The organism is Chryseobacterium sp. PET-29, from assembly GCF_025736815.1.
GTDB lineage: Bacteria > Bacteroidota > Bacteroidia > Flavobacteriales > Weeksellaceae > Chryseobacterium > Chryseobacterium nepalense.
Window position 1 is genome coordinate 218,084 of sequence record NZ_CP107053.1, and the last position, 17,771, is coordinate 235,854.

17 protein-coding genes are annotated in these 17,771 nt (G+C 37.1%); 14 read left to right on the forward strand and 3 right to left on the reverse strand.

The window, feature by feature from the left end:
- Positions 1 to 91 precede the first annotated feature (91 nt).
- The 7 genes from ODE14_RS01030 (at position 92) to ODE14_RS01060 (ending at position 7,575) form a co-directional block, all read left to right on the forward strand.
- Positions 92 to 2,209: a type IA DNA topoisomerase gene (locus ODE14_RS01030; RefSeq protein WP_263602610.1), complete on the forward strand. Its 2,118-nt coding sequence runs from the start codon at positions 92 to 94 to the stop codon at positions 2,207 to 2,209.
- A gap of 294 nt (positions 2,210 to 2,503) precedes the next feature.
- A complete protein-coding gene (locus ODE14_RS01035; protein WP_248394167.1) occupies positions 2,504 to 2,926 on the forward strand; it encodes a PaaI family thioesterase in 423 nt (140 codons plus the stop codon).
- Between the two features lie 73 nt (positions 2,927 to 2,999).
- Complete coding sequence (locus ODE14_RS01040) at positions 3,000 to 3,344, forward strand: phage holin family protein (protein WP_248394166.1); 345 nt, start codon at positions 3,000 to 3,002, stop codon at positions 3,342 to 3,344.
- A 192-nt stretch (positions 3,345 to 3,536) separates the two neighbouring features.
- Complete coding sequence (locus ODE14_RS01045; RefSeq protein WP_263602611.1) at positions 3,537 to 5,531, forward strand: S9 family peptidase; 1,995 nt, start codon at positions 3,537 to 3,539, stop codon at positions 5,529 to 5,531.
- A 24-nt stretch (positions 5,532 to 5,555) separates the two neighbouring features.
- The gene (locus ODE14_RS01050) at positions 5,556 to 6,311 is read left to right on the forward strand and encodes an abortive infection system antitoxin AbiGi family protein (protein ID WP_263602612.1); all 756 of its coding nucleotides are present in this window, start codon (positions 5,556 to 5,558) and stop codon (positions 6,309 to 6,311) included.
- Between the two features lie 92 nt (positions 6,312 to 6,403).
- Positions 6,404 to 6,892: a DNA-deoxyinosine glycosylase gene (locus tag ODE14_RS01055; protein ID WP_263602613.1), complete on the forward strand. Its 489-nt coding sequence runs from the start codon at positions 6,404 to 6,406 to the stop codon at positions 6,890 to 6,892.
- Positions 6,889 to 7,575 carry a hypothetical protein gene (locus ODE14_RS01060; RefSeq protein WP_263602614.1) on the forward strand — a complete coding sequence of 229 codons (687 nt, stop codon included), beginning with the start codon at positions 6,889 to 6,891 and terminating at the stop codon, positions 7,573 to 7,575. The genes ODE14_RS01055 and ODE14_RS01060 overlap by 4 nt, the downstream gene beginning before the upstream one ends.
- A 50-nt stretch (positions 7,576 to 7,625) precedes the next feature.
- Here ODE14_RS01060 and ODE14_RS01065 read toward each other — a convergent pair whose 3' ends face one another.
- Positions 7,626 to 8,318, reverse strand: a complete 693-nt coding sequence (locus ODE14_RS01065) for an AIM24 family protein (protein ID WP_263602615.1) — start codon at positions 8,316 to 8,318, stop codon at positions 7,626 to 7,628.
- 173 nt (positions 8,319 to 8,491) lie between these two features.
- Between ODE14_RS01065 and queA the strand changes: the two genes are divergently transcribed.
- The 5 genes from queA to ODE14_RS01090 all read left to right on the forward strand — a co-directional run bounded on the left by queA (position 8,492) and on the right by ODE14_RS01090 (position 13,996).
- Positions 8,492 to 9,541 carry a tRNA preQ1(34) S-adenosylmethionine ribosyltransferase-isomerase QueA gene (queA, locus tag ODE14_RS01070; protein WP_248394157.1) on the forward strand — a complete coding sequence of 350 codons (1,050 nt, stop codon included), beginning with the start codon at positions 8,492 to 8,494 and terminating at the stop codon, positions 9,539 to 9,541.
- A gap of 89 nt (positions 9,542 to 9,630) precedes the next feature.
- Positions 9,631 to 10,665, forward strand: a complete 1,035-nt coding sequence (gene rlmN / locus ODE14_RS01075) for a 23S rRNA (adenine(2503)-C(2))-methyltransferase RlmN (RefSeq protein WP_263602616.1) — start codon at positions 9,631 to 9,633, stop codon at positions 10,663 to 10,665.
- A 75-nt stretch (positions 10,666 to 10,740) separates the two neighbouring features.
- Positions 10,741 to 11,679, forward strand: coding sequence for a sterol desaturase family protein (locus ODE14_RS01080; RefSeq protein ID WP_263603814.1), 939 nt, complete (start codon positions 10,741 to 10,743; stop codon positions 11,677 to 11,679).
- Between the two features lie 272 nt (positions 11,680 to 11,951).
- Positions 11,952 to 12,830: a hypothetical protein gene (locus tag ODE14_RS01085; RefSeq protein WP_263602617.1), complete on the forward strand. Its 879-nt coding sequence runs from the start codon at positions 11,952 to 11,954 to the stop codon at positions 12,828 to 12,830.
- A 188-nt stretch (positions 12,831 to 13,018) separates the two neighbouring features.
- Positions 13,019 to 13,996: a polyprenyl synthetase family protein gene (locus ODE14_RS01090; protein WP_263602618.1), complete on the forward strand. Its 978-nt coding sequence runs from the start codon at positions 13,019 to 13,021 to the stop codon at positions 13,994 to 13,996.
- A 1-nt stretch (position 13,997) separates the two neighbouring features.
- Here ODE14_RS01090 and ODE14_RS01095 read toward each other — a convergent pair whose 3' ends face one another.
- Positions 13,998 to 14,291 carry a hypothetical protein gene (locus ODE14_RS01095; protein ID WP_248394144.1) on the reverse strand — a complete coding sequence of 98 codons (294 nt, stop codon included), beginning with the start codon at positions 14,289 to 14,291 and terminating at the stop codon, positions 13,998 to 14,000.
- Between the two features lie 137 nt (positions 14,292 to 14,428).
- Between ODE14_RS01095 and ODE14_RS01100 the strand changes: the two genes are divergently transcribed.
- Both ODE14_RS01100 and ODE14_RS01105 read left to right on the forward strand, forming a co-directional pair.
- A complete protein-coding gene (locus tag ODE14_RS01100) occupies positions 14,429 to 16,861 on the forward strand; it encodes a thiamine pyrophosphate-dependent enzyme (RefSeq protein ID WP_263602619.1) in 2,433 nt (810 codons plus the stop codon).
- A gap of 83 nt (positions 16,862 to 16,944) precedes the next feature.
- The gene (locus ODE14_RS01105; protein WP_263602620.1) at positions 16,945 to 17,286 is read left to right on the forward strand and encodes a hypothetical protein; all 342 of its coding nucleotides are present in this window, start codon (positions 16,945 to 16,947) and stop codon (positions 17,284 to 17,286) included.
- A 12-nt stretch (positions 17,287 to 17,298) separates the two neighbouring features.
- Here ODE14_RS01105 and ODE14_RS01110 read toward each other — a convergent pair whose 3' ends face one another.
- The gene (locus ODE14_RS01110; RefSeq protein ID WP_263602621.1) at positions 17,299 to 17,688 is read right to left on the reverse strand and encodes a winged helix-turn-helix transcriptional regulator; all 390 of its coding nucleotides are present in this window, start codon (positions 17,686 to 17,688) and stop codon (positions 17,299 to 17,301) included.
- Positions 17,689 to 17,771 lie beyond the last annotated feature (83 nt).

A 17,771-nucleotide genomic window follows, 5' to 3' on the forward strand; every position in this document is an offset into this window, starting at 1 on the left:
ACAAACAACGCTTCATCATCCGCCATCAACAAATTAGCAAAATCCAAAAAAAATCCCGATTTTTGCCCCTCTTCAAAACTCCGAAAAATTCATGAAACTTTGTATTGCCGAAAAACCTAGTGTTGCCAGAGATATCGCCAAAGTATTGGGGGCCACCACTCCCAAACAGGGATATATGGAAGGAAACGGCTATTGTGTGACATGGACTTTCGGGCATCTCTGCACCCTCAAAGAACCTCACGATTACGGTCCGCAGTACAAATCTTGGAATCTTTTTCTGCTGCCCATCATTCCTCATAATTTCGGGATCAAATTAATTCCGAATAAAGGCGTTGAAAACCAGTTTAAAGTGATTGAAAGATTAGTATCCGAATGTGATGAGGTCATCAACTGCGGGGATGCCGGACAGGAGGGAGAACTCATCCAGAGATGGGTACTGCAGAAAGCAAAATGCAACAAACCGATTCAGCGTTTGTGGATCTCGTCCCTAACCGAAGAAGCCATCAAAGAAGGTTTTGCAAGCTTAAAACCTGCCGAAGATTACAAAAATTTATATCTCGCAGGAAATGCAAGGGCTATCGGCGACTGGCTTTTAGGCATCAACGCAACCAGGCTTTTTACCAAAAAATTCGGGGGAAATAAAGCCGTGCTTTCTATCGGAAGGGTTCAGACGCCAACATTGGCGATGCTGGTTCAGCGCCAAAAGGAAATTGATGCCTTTACCGTAGAAGAATACTGGGAACTGAAAACCCGATACAGAGATGTTGTTTTCAATGCCGCCATCGACCGTTTAAAAACATTAGAACGGGCCGAAAAAGGTCTGGAATATCTAAAAGAAAACCCTTTCGAGATCATTTCTTTCGAAATTAAAGAAGGTAAAGAAAAGAATCCGAGGCTGTTTGACCTTACCGGACTTCAGGTGGAAGCTAACAGAAAATATGGTTATTCCGCAGAAAATACGCTGAATTATATTCAAAGTCTTTACGAAAAAAAGCATGTGACCTATCCTCGTGTAGATACGACCTATTTATCTGAAAGTTTATATCCGAAAATAGAAGGAATTCTGAGAAAAATGTACTTTTATCAGGAACTTGTGGCACCTTTGCTGGAAGCCCCGATTCCGAAATCCAAAACGGTCTTTGATGATACAAAAGTCACAGATCACCACGCCATTATTCCTACCGAAGTTCCACCTTCCCAAAATCTGAGCAGGGAGGAAAAACTGGTGTATGATTTAATTGCGAAACGTTTTATTTCCGTCTTCTATCCCGAATGTAAAATCTCTAATACTTTGGTAGAGGGGAAAGTGGGAACCATTCCTTTCAAAACCAGCGGAAAGCAGATTCTCGAACCGGGATGGAGAGCCGTTTATGCAAAAGAACCGAAAGACGAGTCGGAGAAAGAAAAAGATAAAGAGGAAGAACAGACCATTCCGGAATTTACCGTAGGGGAAACCGGACCTCATGATCCGATGATCCATCAGGGTAAAACTTCGCCGCCAAAACCTTACACCGAGGCAACGCTTCTTCGTGCCATGGAAACAGCCGGAAAACAGGTGGAAGATGATGAGCTCCGAGAATTGCTCAAAAATAACGGGATCGGAAGGCCATCAACCCGCGCTAACATTATCGAAACTCTTTTCAAACGAAAGTATATTGAAAAGAAAAGGAAAAACCTCATCGCTACCCAAACGGGAATTCAGCTGATTGATACTATTGAAGATGAGCTCCTTAAAAGCCCGGAACTTACCGGTGAATGGGAACTTAAACTCCGGAAAATTGAAAAAGGAGAGTATGAAGCCAATCATTTCAAGGAAGAATTGATTCAGATGGTTACTGAGCTTACCGAAAAGGTAGTCTACGGAAAAGGAAAAGTAATCAATCTGGAAGAAGAAAAGGTGGTGAAAGAAAAAAAGAAACGTGAACCAGCCGTAAAAAAAGAACTGCAGTCCTGGGAAGAAACAAAATGCCCCAAATGCAAAGAACATCATCTCATGAAAGGAAAGACAGCGGTAGGGTGTTCAGATTTCAAAAACTGTGGCTTTAAAGTTTCGTTTGAAATTTTTGGTAAAAAAGTATCAGATAAGCAGCTGATGGATCTCGTTCTAAAAGGGAAAACTTCAAAACTAAAAGGTTTTACGGCACATCCTGAAAGCCTGACAGAAGGTGTTTTGTCTTTGGATGACAATTTTCAGATTGTTTTAAACTAAGTATGCATAAAATGCTTTGCCTCTGTACAAAATGACACTGCTGCAAAATCATGTTTAATAAAACTGTTAGTATTCACAATGTCATGCTGATCTCGTCGAAGAATCTGTTCAAAATAATAATTTCAAAAGATATCAATAGGGGCAGACTTTAGTCTGCTTTCCAATAATAAAAACCTCAAAATGGCTTTTGCCAAAACTTAATTCAATCGGATCTGCTTAAATTAATTTAAGGCCAGAACCATATTTGCATTGTTTTTGAAATTTGTCTTTACATTTACATTTTAAAATCATCACATGACACCCGAAAAAAAACAGCTCATCACCGACAGCTTTCACCGTTCCGAAACATTGAAATTCTATAAAGCAGAACTCCTGGAAGTTGAAACCGATTTTATCTCTATGAAAATCCCTAAAATGGATCTGATGACCAGGAAAGCCGGAATGTTCAACGGAGCCATGATTGCTTCTTTAGTGGATGTTTCTTCAGGATACGCCGCGGTAAGTCATTATGAAGAAGATTGCTATGTAGTAACCGTAGAATTGAAGGTGAATTATCTGCGTCCGGCAATCGGCGATGCACTCGTTTCAAAATCGTATGTCATCAAGGGCGGAGCAAAGATCAGTGTCATCCGTACGGAAATCTATACTGTTGATGAAAACAATGATTCGGAAAGCCATGTTGCCACTTCTTTGGTAACCATGATGAAAATAAAGTAAATCTTTTCGGAAATTTATGCTATATTTAATATAACAATTTCTGAATAAGTGACTGAACTAAAAAAATAAAAATATGAACTTAATTATTCGTCTGCTGGTAACGGCAATTGTTGCCTACCTGCTTACCATGATTTTACCGGGAGTACATTTTTCCGGATTCGGTGGGGCCATTATCTTTTCCATTGTATTGGGAATTTTAAACCTGATTGTAAAACCGATCCTTAATCTTTTGGGATTACCTTTAACAATTATTACCTTAGGCTTATTTGCCCTTGTTATAAACGCGATCATCATTCTTATTGCAGATTATTTTATAGACAGTATGGTCGTCGACGGTTTCTGGTGGGCACTGATTTTCAGTATTCTTCTCTCCCTGATAACTTCTCTGGCAAACTCCATGTTTTCAGACAGAGATTAAATCATAAACATTTCAAAGGTTGATAATGAGTGGGCTTCGGTTCACTCTTTTTTATGTAGACAATACACAATTTTGCTTAAATTTTATCTCTGAATATTCTCTTGCTGTATGGTAAAAATAAGTAACTTTGAAAACTTTGAAATAAACAGGATTATGAGCTTTATATCATAATCAAAAAATTTGATCAACAATATGAAATTTAAGTACAGTCTGCTGGCTTTGGCAGCGCCGCTCTTAATGAATGCACAGAAAGTAATGACGCCGGAAATCCTCTGGACTTTAAAGAAAGTTGGGGTACAGGCAGTTTCACCAGATCATTCTTCGCTTATTTATAAAGTGGGACAGGTGGATCTTAAAACAGAAAAAACCAAAAACGAAAGCTATTTCCTGAATGTTCTGAATAACCAGTCCGCAAAAATGGATTTAGGCAAAAAAGCCCTTATTCAATGGGATAAAAACGGAATTTATGCCCAGGAAGGTGACAAGATTTTTGTTTCTAAAGACAATGCAAAAACCTGGACGGAATTTTATACAATAGGTGAAGCGGATAATATTGTCATTTCTCCCGATGGCAAAAAAATAGCATTCAGCAGACAGGTTCTCGTGGAAAAAGTAATGGGGAAAGATAAATATTCCGACACCCCGAAAACCACGGCACAGGTTTATACCGACCTCAACCACAGACACTGGGATTATTTCAACGAAGGAAAATACAACCATATTTTTGTAGTAAATGTTTCGGATAAAGCAGATGCTGCAAAAGATCTTCTGGAAGGAAAGATGTGGGATTCTCCACAAAGACCATTCGGGGGAACTGAAGATTTTATCTGGAGTCCGGATTCCTCACAGCTTCTTTATGTAACAAAGCCTAAGAGCGGAAAAGAGTATTCCACCAGCACAAATACTGATATCTTCGCTTATGATATTGCAACAGGAACCACCAAAAATCTGACGGAATCTAATAAAGGCTATGATGTGAATCCTAAATTCAGTCCGGACGGAAAGTCGTTAATTTGGCAGAGTATGGCCAGAGACGGTTATGAAGCGGACAAAAATGATGTGAAAATCATGGACTGGAAAACGGCTAAAGTAACAAATCTTACTGCAGGATGGGAGGAAAGCGTTTCCGGAGATGTCTTCTGGAGTGCAGATTCAAAAACAATTTATTTTACGGCGGCATTCAGAGGTACAAAACAGCTGTTTTCATTAGACCCGAAAAATGCCAAAGTTCAGCAGATCACAAAAGGTGATTTTGATGTGAATGAAATCTTTGCTGATCAGAAAAAAACTTTATTGATAGGAAGAACAGACATCAACCATGCAACAGACCTGTTTTCGGTGAATATCAAAAACGGAGAAATGCAGCAGGTAACCGAAGTTAATAAAGACACGTACGCAAGCCTCTCTCAGGGAAAATCTGAACTTAAAATGGTGAAAACTTCGGATGGCAAAGAAATGGGCGTATGGTTCCATTACCCTCCAAATTTCGATCCTAATAAAAAATATCCTACACTGGTGTATTGCCAAGGTGGGCCACAGTCGGCTTTAACACAATTCTTTAGTACAAGATGGAATTTCGCCTTAATGGCTGCCAACGGATATATTGTTGTGGCACCAAACAGAAGAGGAATGCCGGGCTGGGGAACAAAATGGAATGAAGAAATTTCCAAAGACTGGGGCGGTCAGCCGATGAGAGATTATCTTGCCGCAACAGACTTTGCTAAAACATTGCCTTACGTGGATGGTGAAAGAGTAGCAGCTGTTGGAGCAAGTTACGGTGGATACAGTGTATTCATGTTAGCCGGAATCCACGAAAACAGATTCAAAACGTTTATTGCCCATGATGGATTGTTTGATATGAAATCCTGGTATCTTACCACAGAAGAGCTTTGGTTTGCCAACTGGGATCTCGGTTCGCCTTGGGAAAAGCCACTTCCTAAAGCGTACACAGAATTTAATCCAAGCAATTTTGTGGATAAATGGAACAAGCCGATTATGATCGTTCAGGGTGGAATCGACTACAGGGTTCCTTACGAGCAGGGTCAGGAAGCTTTCCAGGCAGCACAGCTGAGAGGGTTAAAATCCAAACTGGTGTACTTTCCGAATGAAAACCACTGGGTGCTTCACCCTCAGAATGGTCTCGTTTGGCAGAGAGAATTCTTCGACTGGCTGAAAGAAACACTATAATAATAGTAACAAAACTTATACTGTATGGGACTTAGTTCAAATACAATCATACATTTCACTAAGAATTTTACAAATTTAAAGGGAATTTTAGCAAACAACTTTAAGGTATCTTATTGCAGAGAAAAGATCATATCAGAAAGCAAGGAGGTTGACTATCTAATTCCGATGGTATCTTTTTGTGATATTCCTTTTTCGCAAATTTTAAATCATATCAATAATTATGGTAGTTATGGAATAGGATTAAAGAAAAAATGGGCAGAAGAACAAGGTTTAAACCCCGTTTTATATATTGAGAAGAAATCAGTATTAGCAAATAGCATTTTTTCCGATTTATTTGAAAAATTAAAGAGTGGAAGAGAACGAATTTCTGATCTAACAATTGAGGAGAGGAAAGCTTTTGATATTATAAGATATTTAAAAAATTACGAAGGTAGGGTAGAGCGGATGAATGGAAAAGTTACTGAAAATTATAGATTCTCAGATGAAAGGGAGTGGCGGTATGTTATAAATCCTGAAATTGAACATAACTTATTTGGAAATTTAAAAAAAGCTTCCTCAGAGAAGGTTAAGGAATTAAAGAAAATTTATAATGAAGATATTTCTCATATTTCTTTAGAATTTTCTCCTGAAGATATTAATTATATAATTATCAAAAGTGAAAATGAAAGAGATGCTATACTGAATTTAATTGAAAGAGTTAAAGGTAAAAATTCTTTAGAAGAAGTTAAAAGATTAACCAGTAGAATTATTTCAGTTGAGCAATTAAAAACTGATTTTTAATTTGATTATAAAAATATCAATAGGAGCGGGCTTTAGCCCGCTTTTTGTTTTTTGAAAATGAAAAGGCTTTAGCCAAAATATAAAATCCAATTATGCAAAACAGAATCTTCTCTTTTCCTCCAATCATTGATGATCATTCTGAAATTATAATTTTAGGCTCAATTCCGGGTGTCAAATCCCTGGAAAAGCAACAGTATTACGGTCATCCGCAAAATAAATTCTGGAAGATCATTTTTGAATTGCTGAATGAAGAATTTACGGAAGATTACGATCAAAGAATTCAGATCTTAAAGAACCATCATATTGCGCTTTGGGATGTCATCGATTCCTGCGAAAGAAAAGGAAGTCTCGACTCTGAAATTAAAAACGAAGAAGCCAATCAAATTGAAGAATTGCTGGAAGATCATTCTAATATTAAAGCCATATTTTGCAACGGCGGAAAATCATATAAAAATGTACAGAAAATTTTAGGCAAGAATTATAAAATTCCGGTATTTTTACTACCTTCTACCAGTCCTCTCCACACCGTGTCTTTTGAGAAGAAACTTGAAGAATGGAAGAAGGTAAAACAATATCTATGAAAAAACTCATCCCATTATTGCTTATTTTAAGCTTCGCTAATGCTTTTTCCCAGGAATATCATTTTGATTATTTTGTTAAATATAAATTCCAATCAAAACAAAAAAGAGAAAAGCGAACAGAAAATTTTGAATTTCTGAGTATTGTAAATTCAAAAGATTACTCTTATAAGATTAATTTCAGAGCTGAAAGTAAAGATATAATGACAGCAACTATAATTGACTTAAAAAATAATTTACAACATTATTTTCATGTAACGAATACTACGTTTCCTTTAAGTAAGCTGAATTTTGACTATAAATATTCAAAAAGAATTCCTTCTGCTAAAAAACAATTTGAAGATGAGTCAAAAAGAAGGTTCTTTAGATCTGAGTTTGTTGGAAAACAAAATGACGGCTTATCACGATATTTAATCAACGAATATACAAATGGAAAGATGAAAAAGCCGAGAGTTTCAGCAGAAGTTATTTTTGCAGACTTTCAGGACGATTTATCATATATTGGATTACAGTTTTTATTCGATTATTATGAAATTTATAATAAAGTTAAATTTGAAAAAAATTATATAGTAAAATCAGCATCAGCAAAATCTGAAAATCTTGAAATTGTATTGTCATTAGAAAGTATTGAGCCTCAAAATTTTGATATAAAAATTAATCCTGATCAACTAAAATTTCAAAACTAAAACAGCAAAGTGAGCAATTTGCAAACTTTACTGTTTTTATGGGCATTTTACTATTTCTCAATCCTATACACTTCCTCATAAGGCTGTATTAAAACCCATCCGTTCCCGGAGAATTTCATCTGAAATTCTTCGCCGCTCCCTCTTCCGATAAGACTTTTAAAAGAAACATTGGTCTTTAATTCAGGAGTTAGGTTTCCGGACCATGCTACCGTAGCATTAGGATCTGTAAAAACAGGTGCATCAGGAGTTACCAGCAAAGTCAATGGCTCACCGTGCGTAGTAACTGCAATGTGTCCTGTTCCGGATAGCCTTACCTGGAAAAGTCCGCCGGACATAACGCCTGCAATGCTTTTCAGCATCGTAATATCACTTTTTACGCTTTGTTCGTGAGCTAATACGTCGTTTCCATTTACACAAACAGCTTCATTGTTAAGGTAAAGAATGCGTACCTTCTTTCCTTCATCGGCCACATATAATTTTCCGGTTCCTTCGGCTTTCATCAGTCTTGCTCCTTCACCGCTGATTGCTTTTTTAAGCAGATTTCCCAAACCACCCGAAAGCATTCCCTGTCTTTCAAAATTGATGTTTCCTATATAACTTACCATACTTCCGGTCTTTGTCCATACTGCCTGATTGTTCAGGTTAATTTCCAGAAGCGCTGGCTTTTCAAGTTCGAAGTAATCTCTGTTTTCGGTTTTTTCTTTTGTTTCGTTGACGAAAGATTCAATTGAATATTTGCTCATAAGTGTACATTTAAACTGCAAAATACAAATTTTCAGACATAATATTCGCCGTAAAATCACGGTTTTTTGCCTGATTGTAAATAATACTTGACAAAGGGGTACCGAATGTCGTATATTTGCAGTCCGAAAATTACATCTTGTAATTTGATAATTTTTAAACCGTAATTTAAAAAATGAAAACATCAGATTTTAATTTTGATCTTCCTGCAGAATTATTAGCAGAACACCCATCCGAGCACAGAGACGAAGCAAGGCTAATGGTTTTGGACAGAAAAACCGAAACTATTGAACACAAATTGTTCAAGGATGTGGTTGATTATTTTGATGAAGGAGATCTTTTCATCTTTAACAATACCAAGGTTTTCCCGGCACGTCTTTATGGAAATAAAGAAAAGACAGGAGCAAAAATCGAAGTTTTCCTTTTGAGAGAACTTGATAAAGAAACCCGCGTTTGGGATGTATTGGTAGATCCTGCAAGAAAAATCAGAATTGGAAATAAATTATTCTTCACGGAAGACGAATCTCTGGTAGCGGAAGTTATCGATAACACAACTTCAAGAGGGAGAACATTAAGATTCTTGTTCGATGGTTCTTACGAAGAATTCAGAGCTAAATTAAAGGAGCTTGGAGAAACACCGCTTCCAAAATATATTAAAAGAGACGTAGAACCGGAAGATGCAGAAAGATACCAGACAATCTACGCAAAAGTGGAAGGAGCGGTTGCTGCACCTACGGCTGGGCTTCACTTCTCAAAACATCTGATGAAAAGACTGGAAATCAAAGGGATTGATTTCGCAGAAGTTACCCTTCATGTTGGATTAGGAACATTCAATCCTATTGAAGTGGAAGATCTTTCCAAGCACAAAATGGAATCTGAAGAGATTTTCATCGATGAGAAAAATGCCCAGATCATCAACAATGCCGTTGAAGCTAATAAGAGAGTGTGTGCTGTAGGAACTACAACAATGAGAACACTGGAAACTTCAGTATCTTCAAATAAGAAAATTTCCGCATTTCACGGATGGACAAATAAATTTATTTATCCTCCTCATGAATTCGGGGTTGCCAACTGTATGATCACGAATTTCCACACACCGAAATCTACGTTAATCATGATGATTGCAGCGTTTGCAGGAAGAGATTTCGTAATGCACGCATATGAAGAAGCTGTAAAAGAGAAATACAAATTCTACTCGTACGGAGATGCGATGCTAATTTTATAAGAACGGAAGCTGGAAGTTGGGTGCTGGAAGTTTGCAATTCGGCGCCCAATTTTTCTTCCATCTTCTGACATCCAACATCCAACAACATAATGAAAGATATCAGAACTTTATCACTCGACCAGCTTAAAGAGTATTTTACGTCTTTAGGAGAAAAGCCTTTCCGGGCGAAACAGGTGTACGATTGGCTGTGGAGCAAAAACCTTCATTCGATTGATGAGATGACGAATCTTTCAAAGTCTCTTCGTGAAAGAATTTCCGAAGAATATACCATCAATCCGGTTTCTGTTGATCAGCTCCAGAAAAGTACCGACGGAACCATCAAAAACGGAGTGAAATTACATGATGGTTTATTGGTAGAGTCTGTTTTGATACCTACCGAAACAAGAACTACAGCTTGTGTCTCTTCTCAGGTAGGATGCTCATTAAACTGTGAATTCTGTGCAACAGCTAGACTCAAAAGAATGAGAAATCTGGAAGTGGCGGAAATTGTAGATCAGGTTGCTTTAATCGACAGCCAGAGCAAAATGTATTTTAACAGGCCACTTTCCAATATTGTTTTTATGGGAATGGGAGAGCCGATGATGAACTATAAAAATGTAGTGGAAGCCATCAGGAAAATCACACAACCGGAAGGTTTAGGGATGTCGCCGAGAAGAATTACCGTTTCTACATCGGGAATTCCGAAAATGATTAAGATGCTTGCTGATGACGATTTAAGAGTGAAACTTGCCTTATCACTTCACTCTGCTATTGAGGCTAAAAGAAATGAAATCATGCCGTTTTCCGAAAAATTTCCTTTAACGGAAATTATGGAAGCGCTTCAATACTGGTATCAGAAAACAGGTTCTGTCATTACTTTCGAATACTGCGTATGGAAAGGCATCAATGACGGAGATGAAGATATTAAAGCGCTTATTAAATACTGTAAACAGGTTCCTTCAAAAGTTAATTTAATCCAATATAACCCAATTGGAGACGGGAAATATGATCAATGTAATAAGCAGGCAGAAGAAAATTATATCCGTCAGCTTGAAAATGCAGGAATTGTTTGTGTAGTAAGAAAAAGCCGGGGAGGAGATATTGATGCAGCCTGCGGACAATTAGCCAACAAAACAGCTGATTAAAATTTCATTAAAAAAATCAGGAAATATTCTTAACGTTTTCTTAAAATCTTACCTTTGTACCAAATAAAAGTGACAATGGTAGATTACTTTTTTGGTAAAGATGGTCTTGAAAATATTTATGCATGGTCGATCCCGGTACATGCAACAATCATTCTGGCAGAAATGATTTACAGTCATGTTGCCGAAGCCAGGCTTTATAACGGAAAAGATCTTGCAACAAATATTTATCTTGCGCTACTCAATTTTGGGTTGGATATTCTGATGAAAGCTTTTGCCATGGGAGTAATGTTTTTCTTCTTCAACCACAGGCTTTTTTCATGGGAATATACAGTATGGTACGGATTGCTTTGCTTTATTATTACGGATTTCGCTTATTATGTCCTTCATTATGTAGATCATCATTCCAGGGCGTTTTGGGCGGTACATATTACCCATCATAGCTCGGAATTCTTTAATCTGACAACCGGTTTTAGGAGTCCGGTTCTACAGCCGCTGTACCGGTATCTTTATTTTTCACCGCTCGCTTTTTTAGGTTTTAATCCGTGGCATATTATGGTGGCATATGCGATAGGCCAGGTGTACGGAACCTGGGTGCATACACAGACCGTAAAAAGTATTGGTATTCTGGAATATATTCTAGTTACACCTTCTCATCACCGGGTGCATCATGCCTGTAATATTAAATATCTGGACAGAAATATGGGAATGTGTCTTATTATCTGGGATAAAATCTTCGGAACTTTTGAAAAAGAAGATCCCAACGTGCCCGTAAAATATGGTATTTATCCTAAAATGCCCGACAATAAGCCTGATACAGTTCTTTTATATGAATGGCGAAAAATATGGAAAGACATTAAACAACCGGGGTTAAAATTCTCGGACAGAATTAATTATATTTTTAATTCTCCCGGATGGCGACATGACGGAACCGGAAAAACAGTACGGCAATATCAGAAAGATTACTGGAAAAAGAAGAATAAGAAAAACCCGGAATCACATAAAAAAACAGCGTAAATTTTCTCCGTTCTAAATAATTTTCAATATCTCTATATAATCAATTCAGGCGGCTTGGTCCGTCTTTTTTATTAAATTTTTTAATTTTCATTTAGACTTGGCTGAGTGGAATAATAGTATCAAAAAAACACAAATTATATTAATATTAGACTTTTCTATCATTTGCTGAGTATGAACGCCTTTGCGAGCGAAAATTAAATACAATTATTAAAAAATTGTGTCCATTGCGCTAAAAAGATTGTAATTACTGTCATTTATAATATTTTTACAAAATGAAAAAATTATTTCCTGTTTTAGCCATTCTGATTTCTACGTTGTATTCTTCCCAACAATCTGAAACATTAAAGATCAGAAAATTCAGAATTGCTTATCTGGATGAAAAGATTGAAGAAACATCAGGGTTAAGCTTAATGAACGGGAAATTGTACACATTTAACGATAGTGGAAATTCACCGGAAATTTTTGAACTGGATAAAACAACAGGATCAATCATCAATATCCTACCGATTAATGCTAAAAATAAAGACTGGGAAGCTTTAACTCATGACGGAAGTAATTTTTACATCGGCGATTTCGGAAATAACGGAGGGACGAGAAGAGACCTTGAAATTTATAAAGTATCATCTGGAAACAATTCTTTCACAAATGATTCGGTTCGGTTGATCTCATTTGAATATCCGGAACAAAAAGACTTTATCCCGAAGTATTCTTCAACGGATTTTGATGCTGAAGCAATGATTTATCTCAACGGGAAAATTCACCTTTTTACGAAAGATTGGGGCACGAAATCCACCGTGCATTACAGCATTGATCCTGAAATTTCAGGAAAGCAGCAGGCGCAGCAAACAGAATCTTTTAAAATAAATTTTTTGGTTACGGATGCTTCTTATTACAATAAAAAGTTATATCTCATCGGCTATACAAAGAAAACGGAAGTTTTTTTGAATATTTTCAGGGAAACAGAACCGGGGATTTTTTTCAACGGAACTCCGGATAGATATTATTTAGGAAGCGCACTATCAATAGGACAGATTGAAGGCATTGCTGTAGATGAAACCGGCATTTATATTTCCGGAGAAAAATTTCATTCACCTTTGGGAACTGCAAAGCAGAGTCTGTATTTTATTCCAACTGACAAGCTCAAAGATTAATAATTTAAACTTTTGTATCACTTGCCGAGCTAAGCGCCTTTGTGCACGTAAAAATATTCAAATAATTATATAATTCTCTGCGACTTTGCGTTAAAACTAAAAAAATGATATTCGTATTAAATTACCTTAAAATTGACTGAAAAAAATTATCTTTGTGGTAATTAATAATTTATCCATCATCAAAGATTGTGGCGAACACTGTAGAAGAAATCAAGCGACCGATCAATGAGGAAATGAAACTTTTCGAGCAGAAGTTTTATGAATCCATGCAGAGTAAAGTACCTTTATTAGATAAAGTCACACGTTTTATTGTTACTACAAAAGGGAAGCAGATGCGGCCGATGTTCGTTTTTCTTTGTGCCAAGCTTGTGGGAGACGTTAATGAAAAGACCTACCGTGGTGCCTCCATGATTGAGCTCATTCATACTGCAACACTGGTACATGATGATGTGGTGGATGAAAGTTTTAAACGACGCAACTTTTTTTCGATCAATGCGTTGTGGAAAAATAAAATCGCTGTTTTAGTAGGAGATTACCTTTTGTCAAAATCGGTTTTACTTTCAACGGATCACAAAGATTACGATTTACTGGGAGTTATTTCCAGAACAATCCGTGAAATGTCTGAGGGAGAACTTCTCCAATTGGAAAAAGCCAGGAAACTGGATATTACAGAAGAAGTGTACTACGAAATTATCCGTCAGAAAACCGCCACCCTTATTGCAGCCTGTTGTGAAATCGGAGTTTTGTCGAATAATGCTGATGCAGATTTGGCAAAAAAAATGATGGATTTCGGAACTTATACCGGAATGGCTTTTCAGATTAAAGATGATCTGTTTGATTACCTGACTTCTAATGTCATCGGAAAACCCGTAGGAATCGATATCAAGGAGCAGAAGATGACGTTGCCATTGATTTTTACCCTGAGAAACGCCAACGAAAAAGACAAGAAGTACTATTTTAATACTATTAAACGGTACAATAATGATCAGAAACGTGTAAAAGAGCTGATCAGCTTTGTAAAAAGTTCCGGTGGGCTGGATTATGCCATTTCAGTAATGAAAGATTTTCAACAAAAAGCTAAAGATATCCTTAACGAATTTCCCGATTCCGAAGCCAGAAAATCTTTACATATTATGCTGGATTACGTAATTGAGCGAAAATTTTAAATTAAATTATTTTCATTGTTACAATAATAACGGCTAAAACTATGCAAAATAAAGCTGTTAAAAATAAATAATCCGCAATAGTTTCAAATCTGTGTCCACGCTTTTCATGCGTAGATCTTATCGCAAGAAAGGAAAAGAAACAACTGAATGCGAAAAACAGGCAGGCTACACCCGCAAATTCGTCCAAATGAGTGCTGGGGCTCATTTTAGTAATCTTCAGAGACGTTATGATCACCAGTGAAAAGCCCAGCAGATTACTCGAAGCATTCAGAATATGGGTGGATTTCTTCTCCATCTTTACAATTTTTTTCTAATATAAATACAATTTTTTTTATTATCAAATATTTAAAAAAGATTATTAAAAATTAAAATTAATTTAAAAAGTGTATATTAGCAAAATACTTCAAGAATTATAAAATTTTTTATCGGGCTATGCAGACAACCTATATTGAAACACAGCAAATTTCCTTTCAAGACTTTAAAAATCAGATACTTGAAGATTATAAGTTAGGAAGGGTTTCTCGCGAAATGTCATATTTGGGCAGAAGAGAAGTTCTTACGGGAAAAGCTAAATTTGGTATTTTTGGGGATGGAAAAGAGCTTCCTCAGCTTGCAATGGCGAAAGTTTTCAAAGATGGAGACTTCCGTTCAGGATACTACAGAGATCAAACCTTTGCTCTGGCTGTTGATGCGCTGACTGTTGAAAGTTTCTTTGCACAGCTGTATGCAGATACCAGCGTTGAAAGAGAGCCAGCCTCTGCAGGAAGACAGATGAACGGGCATTTTGCTACACGAAGTCTTAATGAAGATGGGAGCTGGAAAGATTTAACAGCTCAGAAAAATATTTCATCCGATATTTCTCCCACTGCCGGACAAATGCCAAGATTATTAGGATTGGCGCAGGCTTCCAAAATATATAAATCAGTAAAATTTGAAGGTTCTGAGAAATTCTCAAAAGACGGGAACGAGATTGCTTTCGGTACAATTGGTGATGCTTCTACGGCAGAAGGCCATTTTTGGGAAACGCTGAATGCTGCTTGTGCACTTCAGGTTCCGATGATTGTTTCAATCTGGGACGACGGATACGGGATTTCCGTTCCTACCATGAAGCAGAGAGCAAAAGCAGATATTGCTGAAATGCTCAGCGGTTTCCAGAGAAAAGAAGGTGAATTTCAGGGATGTGAAATCATTCAGGTGAAAGCTTGGGATTATCCTTCATTGCTGGATGCCTATGCCAGAGCAGAACAGTTTGCAAGGATGGAAAGCATTCCCGTGGTAGTACACGTTATAGAAGTGACACAGCCTCAGGGACACTCCACTTCAGGATCTCACGAAAGATATAAGAACGAAGAGCGTCTTGCCTGGGAATCTCAATTCGACGGTTTGGTGAAATTCAAAGAATGGATTTTGAATTATTCAATCGAAATCGATGGAAAAGAAGAAGTTCTGGCAACGGCTGAAGAATTGGATGCTATTGATGAAGAAGCCAAAAAAATGGTAAAAGCCGGGCAGAAGGCAGCCTGGGAAAATTACCAGAAAACCATTACGGATTTAATTCATTCGGTGTTACCTTTTGTTGAAAACCTGAAAGGACAAAATTCTGAAATTGAAAACTATATCAGTCAGTTTAATAAATTGGTTTCCAAAGCGAAAAAAGATGTTTTCCATTTGGTGAGAAAATCTTTACTGGCAACAAGAGGAACTAATTCTGCAGAAAGAAATCAGCTGATGCAGAAATACAATGAGATTTTTGAGGTGGAAAAAGACAATTATTCGTCTCACTTATATTCTCAGTCTCAGTGGAAAGCGGAAAATGTAAAAGAAATTAAACCTGTTTACTCTGAAAACTCCGAAGACGTTGACGGAAGAGTAGTGGTACGAAATAATTTTGACAAGATTTTTGAAAAATATCCTGAAACTTTAGTATTTGGTGAAGATGCCGGAAATATCGGTGACGTAAACCAGGGACTCGAAGGAATGCAGGAAAAATACGGCGAAGTTCGTGTAGCAGATACGGGAATCCGTGAAGCTACGATTCTCGGACAGGGAATCGGTATGGCGATGAGAGGTCTCAGACCAATCGCTGAGATTCAGTATTTAGATTATATTTTGTACTGTTTACAGGGAATGAGCGATGATCTTGCTACCGTTCAGTACAGAACAAAAGGTGGTCAGAAAGCTCCGGTAATCATCAGAACAAGAGGCCACAGGCTGGAAGGGGTTTGGCATTCAGGCTCTCCGATGGCGGGTATTCTTAATCTTTCCAAAGGAATTTTAGTTTTGGTTCCTAGAAACCTTACAAAAGCTGCCGGATTCTATAATACCATGCTTCAGAGCGATGATCCTGCTGTAATTGTTGAATGTCTGAACGGATACCGATTAAAAGAAAAACAACCGGATAACTTAGGAGAATTCACTGTTCCTGTAGGAAAAATTGAAGTTACCAAAGAAGGAAATGATGTGACGTTAGTAACATACGGTTCTACGTGGAGAATTGTTATGGAAGCAGCGGAAGAGCTTGAAAAATTAGGAATTTCTGCTGAAGTGATTGATGTTCAGTCATTGATTCCTTTCGATTTAACTCACGAAATTGCTGAATCGGTGAAGAAAACCAACCGATTGGTGGTAATCGACGAAGATGTGGAAGGCGGAACTTCAGCGTTTATTTTACAGCAGATTTTAGAAAAACAAAAAGCCTTCAGATTCCTGGATTCTGATCCGTTGACAATCTCTGCCAATGATCACAGACCGGCGTATGCAAGTGACGGAGATTATTTCTCTAAGCCATCTGCAGACGATATGGTAGAAAGAATCTATGCGATGTTTAACGAAACAAATCCTCAAAAATATCCAGCAATATTTTAATCTGGATTTTAGATAAATTTTAAAACCGCTTCTTTTGGGAGCGGTTTAATTTTATATTTGTGTGTAATTCAAACTTAAAAGCCATGAAGTATATATTGCTGCTCCTGTTATTATTAACATTAAGCTGTAAAAATCAAAAAAAAGAGGTTCTTCTTGCTGATAGAGAAGCTCCTTTAGGTTGGATATATTTAAAGATGTATGATGATAAAAGTTTTGAATTTATATCTAGTGGACTAATAAGAGGTGGTGACAAATATCCCGGAACATACGAATTAGAGAATGATACAGTTTATTTCAAATATGAAGGGTTAGCTCCAAAGGCTGGTTCAAAGGCAATAATATCAAATGGTTTCGTACATTATTTTGGAGGAAAATATCCTGAACGGATTGAAATAAAATTAAATAAAATGTTACCTAATAAATAATTAACACACCATTTAAACTACACTCTTCTGCGCTTTCTTTCCTTCCATAATCATCTTACAAGCCTTCTCCTTTTCCGGATCATAAACATGATATTTCATTTCCCATTCTTCCAGTTGATATAAAATAGGAAGCAATGCTAAACCTTTCTCTGTCAAAGAATATTCAACCCTCGGCGGAATTTCTTTAAACTCTTCACGAATCACCAGTCCGTCCGATTCCATTTCCCGAAGCTGGTCGGTAAGTACTTTTCTGGAAATGACATTAATGCGCACCGCAAGTTCCCCAAACCGCAGTTTCCGGTCTTTTATTACCAGAACAATAATCGGTTTCCACTTGCTTCCCAAAGCAGACATCGCTTTACCGAGAGGACAGCTGTACTGCATTAATTCGTTCTTTTTCATAAGGTTTTATTTCTAATTTGACTTATTAATCTTTTTGTAAACACGAAGTTCACAAGAATTTTAACCTGATTACCTTTTTAGTT

Excerpts from the sequence above, each read along its gene's own strand:
- ODE14_RS01110 (WP_263602621.1), bottom strand. The coding sequence starts at position 17,688 with ATGAAAAAGAACGAATTAATGCAGTACAGCTGTCCTCTCGGTAAAGCG.
- ODE14_RS01065 (WP_263602615.1), bottom strand. The coding sequence starts at position 8,318 with ATGAGCAAATATTCAATTGAATCTTTCGTCAACGAAACAAAAGAAAAA.
- ODE14_RS01085 (WP_263602617.1), top strand. The coding sequence starts at position 11,952 with ATGAAAAAATTATTTCCTGTTTTAGCCATTCTGATTTCTACGTTGTAT.
- ODE14_RS01040 (WP_248394166.1), top strand. The coding sequence starts at position 3,000 with ATGAACTTAATTATTCGTCTGCTGGTAACGGCAATTGTTGCCTACCTG.
- queA (WP_248394157.1), top strand. The coding sequence starts at position 8,492 with ATGAAAACATCAGATTTTAATTTTGATCTTCCTGCAGAATTATTAGCA.
- ODE14_RS01060 (WP_263602614.1), top strand. The coding sequence starts at position 6,889 with ATGAAAAAACTCATCCCATTATTGCTTATTTTAAGCTTCGCTAATGCT.
- ODE14_RS01055 (WP_263602613.1), top strand. The coding sequence starts at position 6,404 with ATGCAAAACAGAATCTTCTCTTTTCCTCCAATCATTGATGATCATTCT.
- ODE14_RS01100 (WP_263602619.1), top strand. The coding sequence starts at position 14,429 with ATGCAGACAACCTATATTGAAACACAGCAAATTTCCTTTCAAGACTTT.
- ODE14_RS01105 (WP_263602620.1), top strand. The coding sequence starts at position 16,945 with ATGAAGTATATATTGCTGCTCCTGTTATTATTAACATTAAGCTGTAAA.
- ODE14_RS01095 (WP_248394144.1), bottom strand. The coding sequence starts at position 14,291 with ATGGAGAAGAAATCCACCCATATTCTGAATGCTTCGAGTAATCTGCTG.
- ODE14_RS01050 (WP_263602612.1), top strand. The coding sequence starts at position 5,556 with ATGGGACTTAGTTCAAATACAATCATACATTTCACTAAGAATTTTACA.
- ODE14_RS01030 (WP_263602610.1), top strand. The coding sequence starts at position 92 with ATGAAACTTTGTATTGCCGAAAAACCTAGTGTTGCCAGAGATATCGCC.
- ODE14_RS01045 (WP_263602611.1), top strand. The coding sequence starts at position 3,537 with ATGAAATTTAAGTACAGTCTGCTGGCTTTGGCAGCGCCGCTCTTAATG.
- ODE14_RS01080 (WP_263603814.1), top strand. The coding sequence starts at position 10,741 with ATGGTAGATTACTTTTTTGGTAAAGATGGTCTTGAAAATATTTATGCA.
- rlmN (WP_263602616.1), top strand. The coding sequence starts at position 9,631 with ATGAAAGATATCAGAACTTTATCACTCGACCAGCTTAAAGAGTATTTT.
- ODE14_RS01035 (WP_248394167.1), top strand. The coding sequence starts at position 2,504 with ATGACACCCGAAAAAAAACAGCTCATCACCGACAGCTTTCACCGTTCC.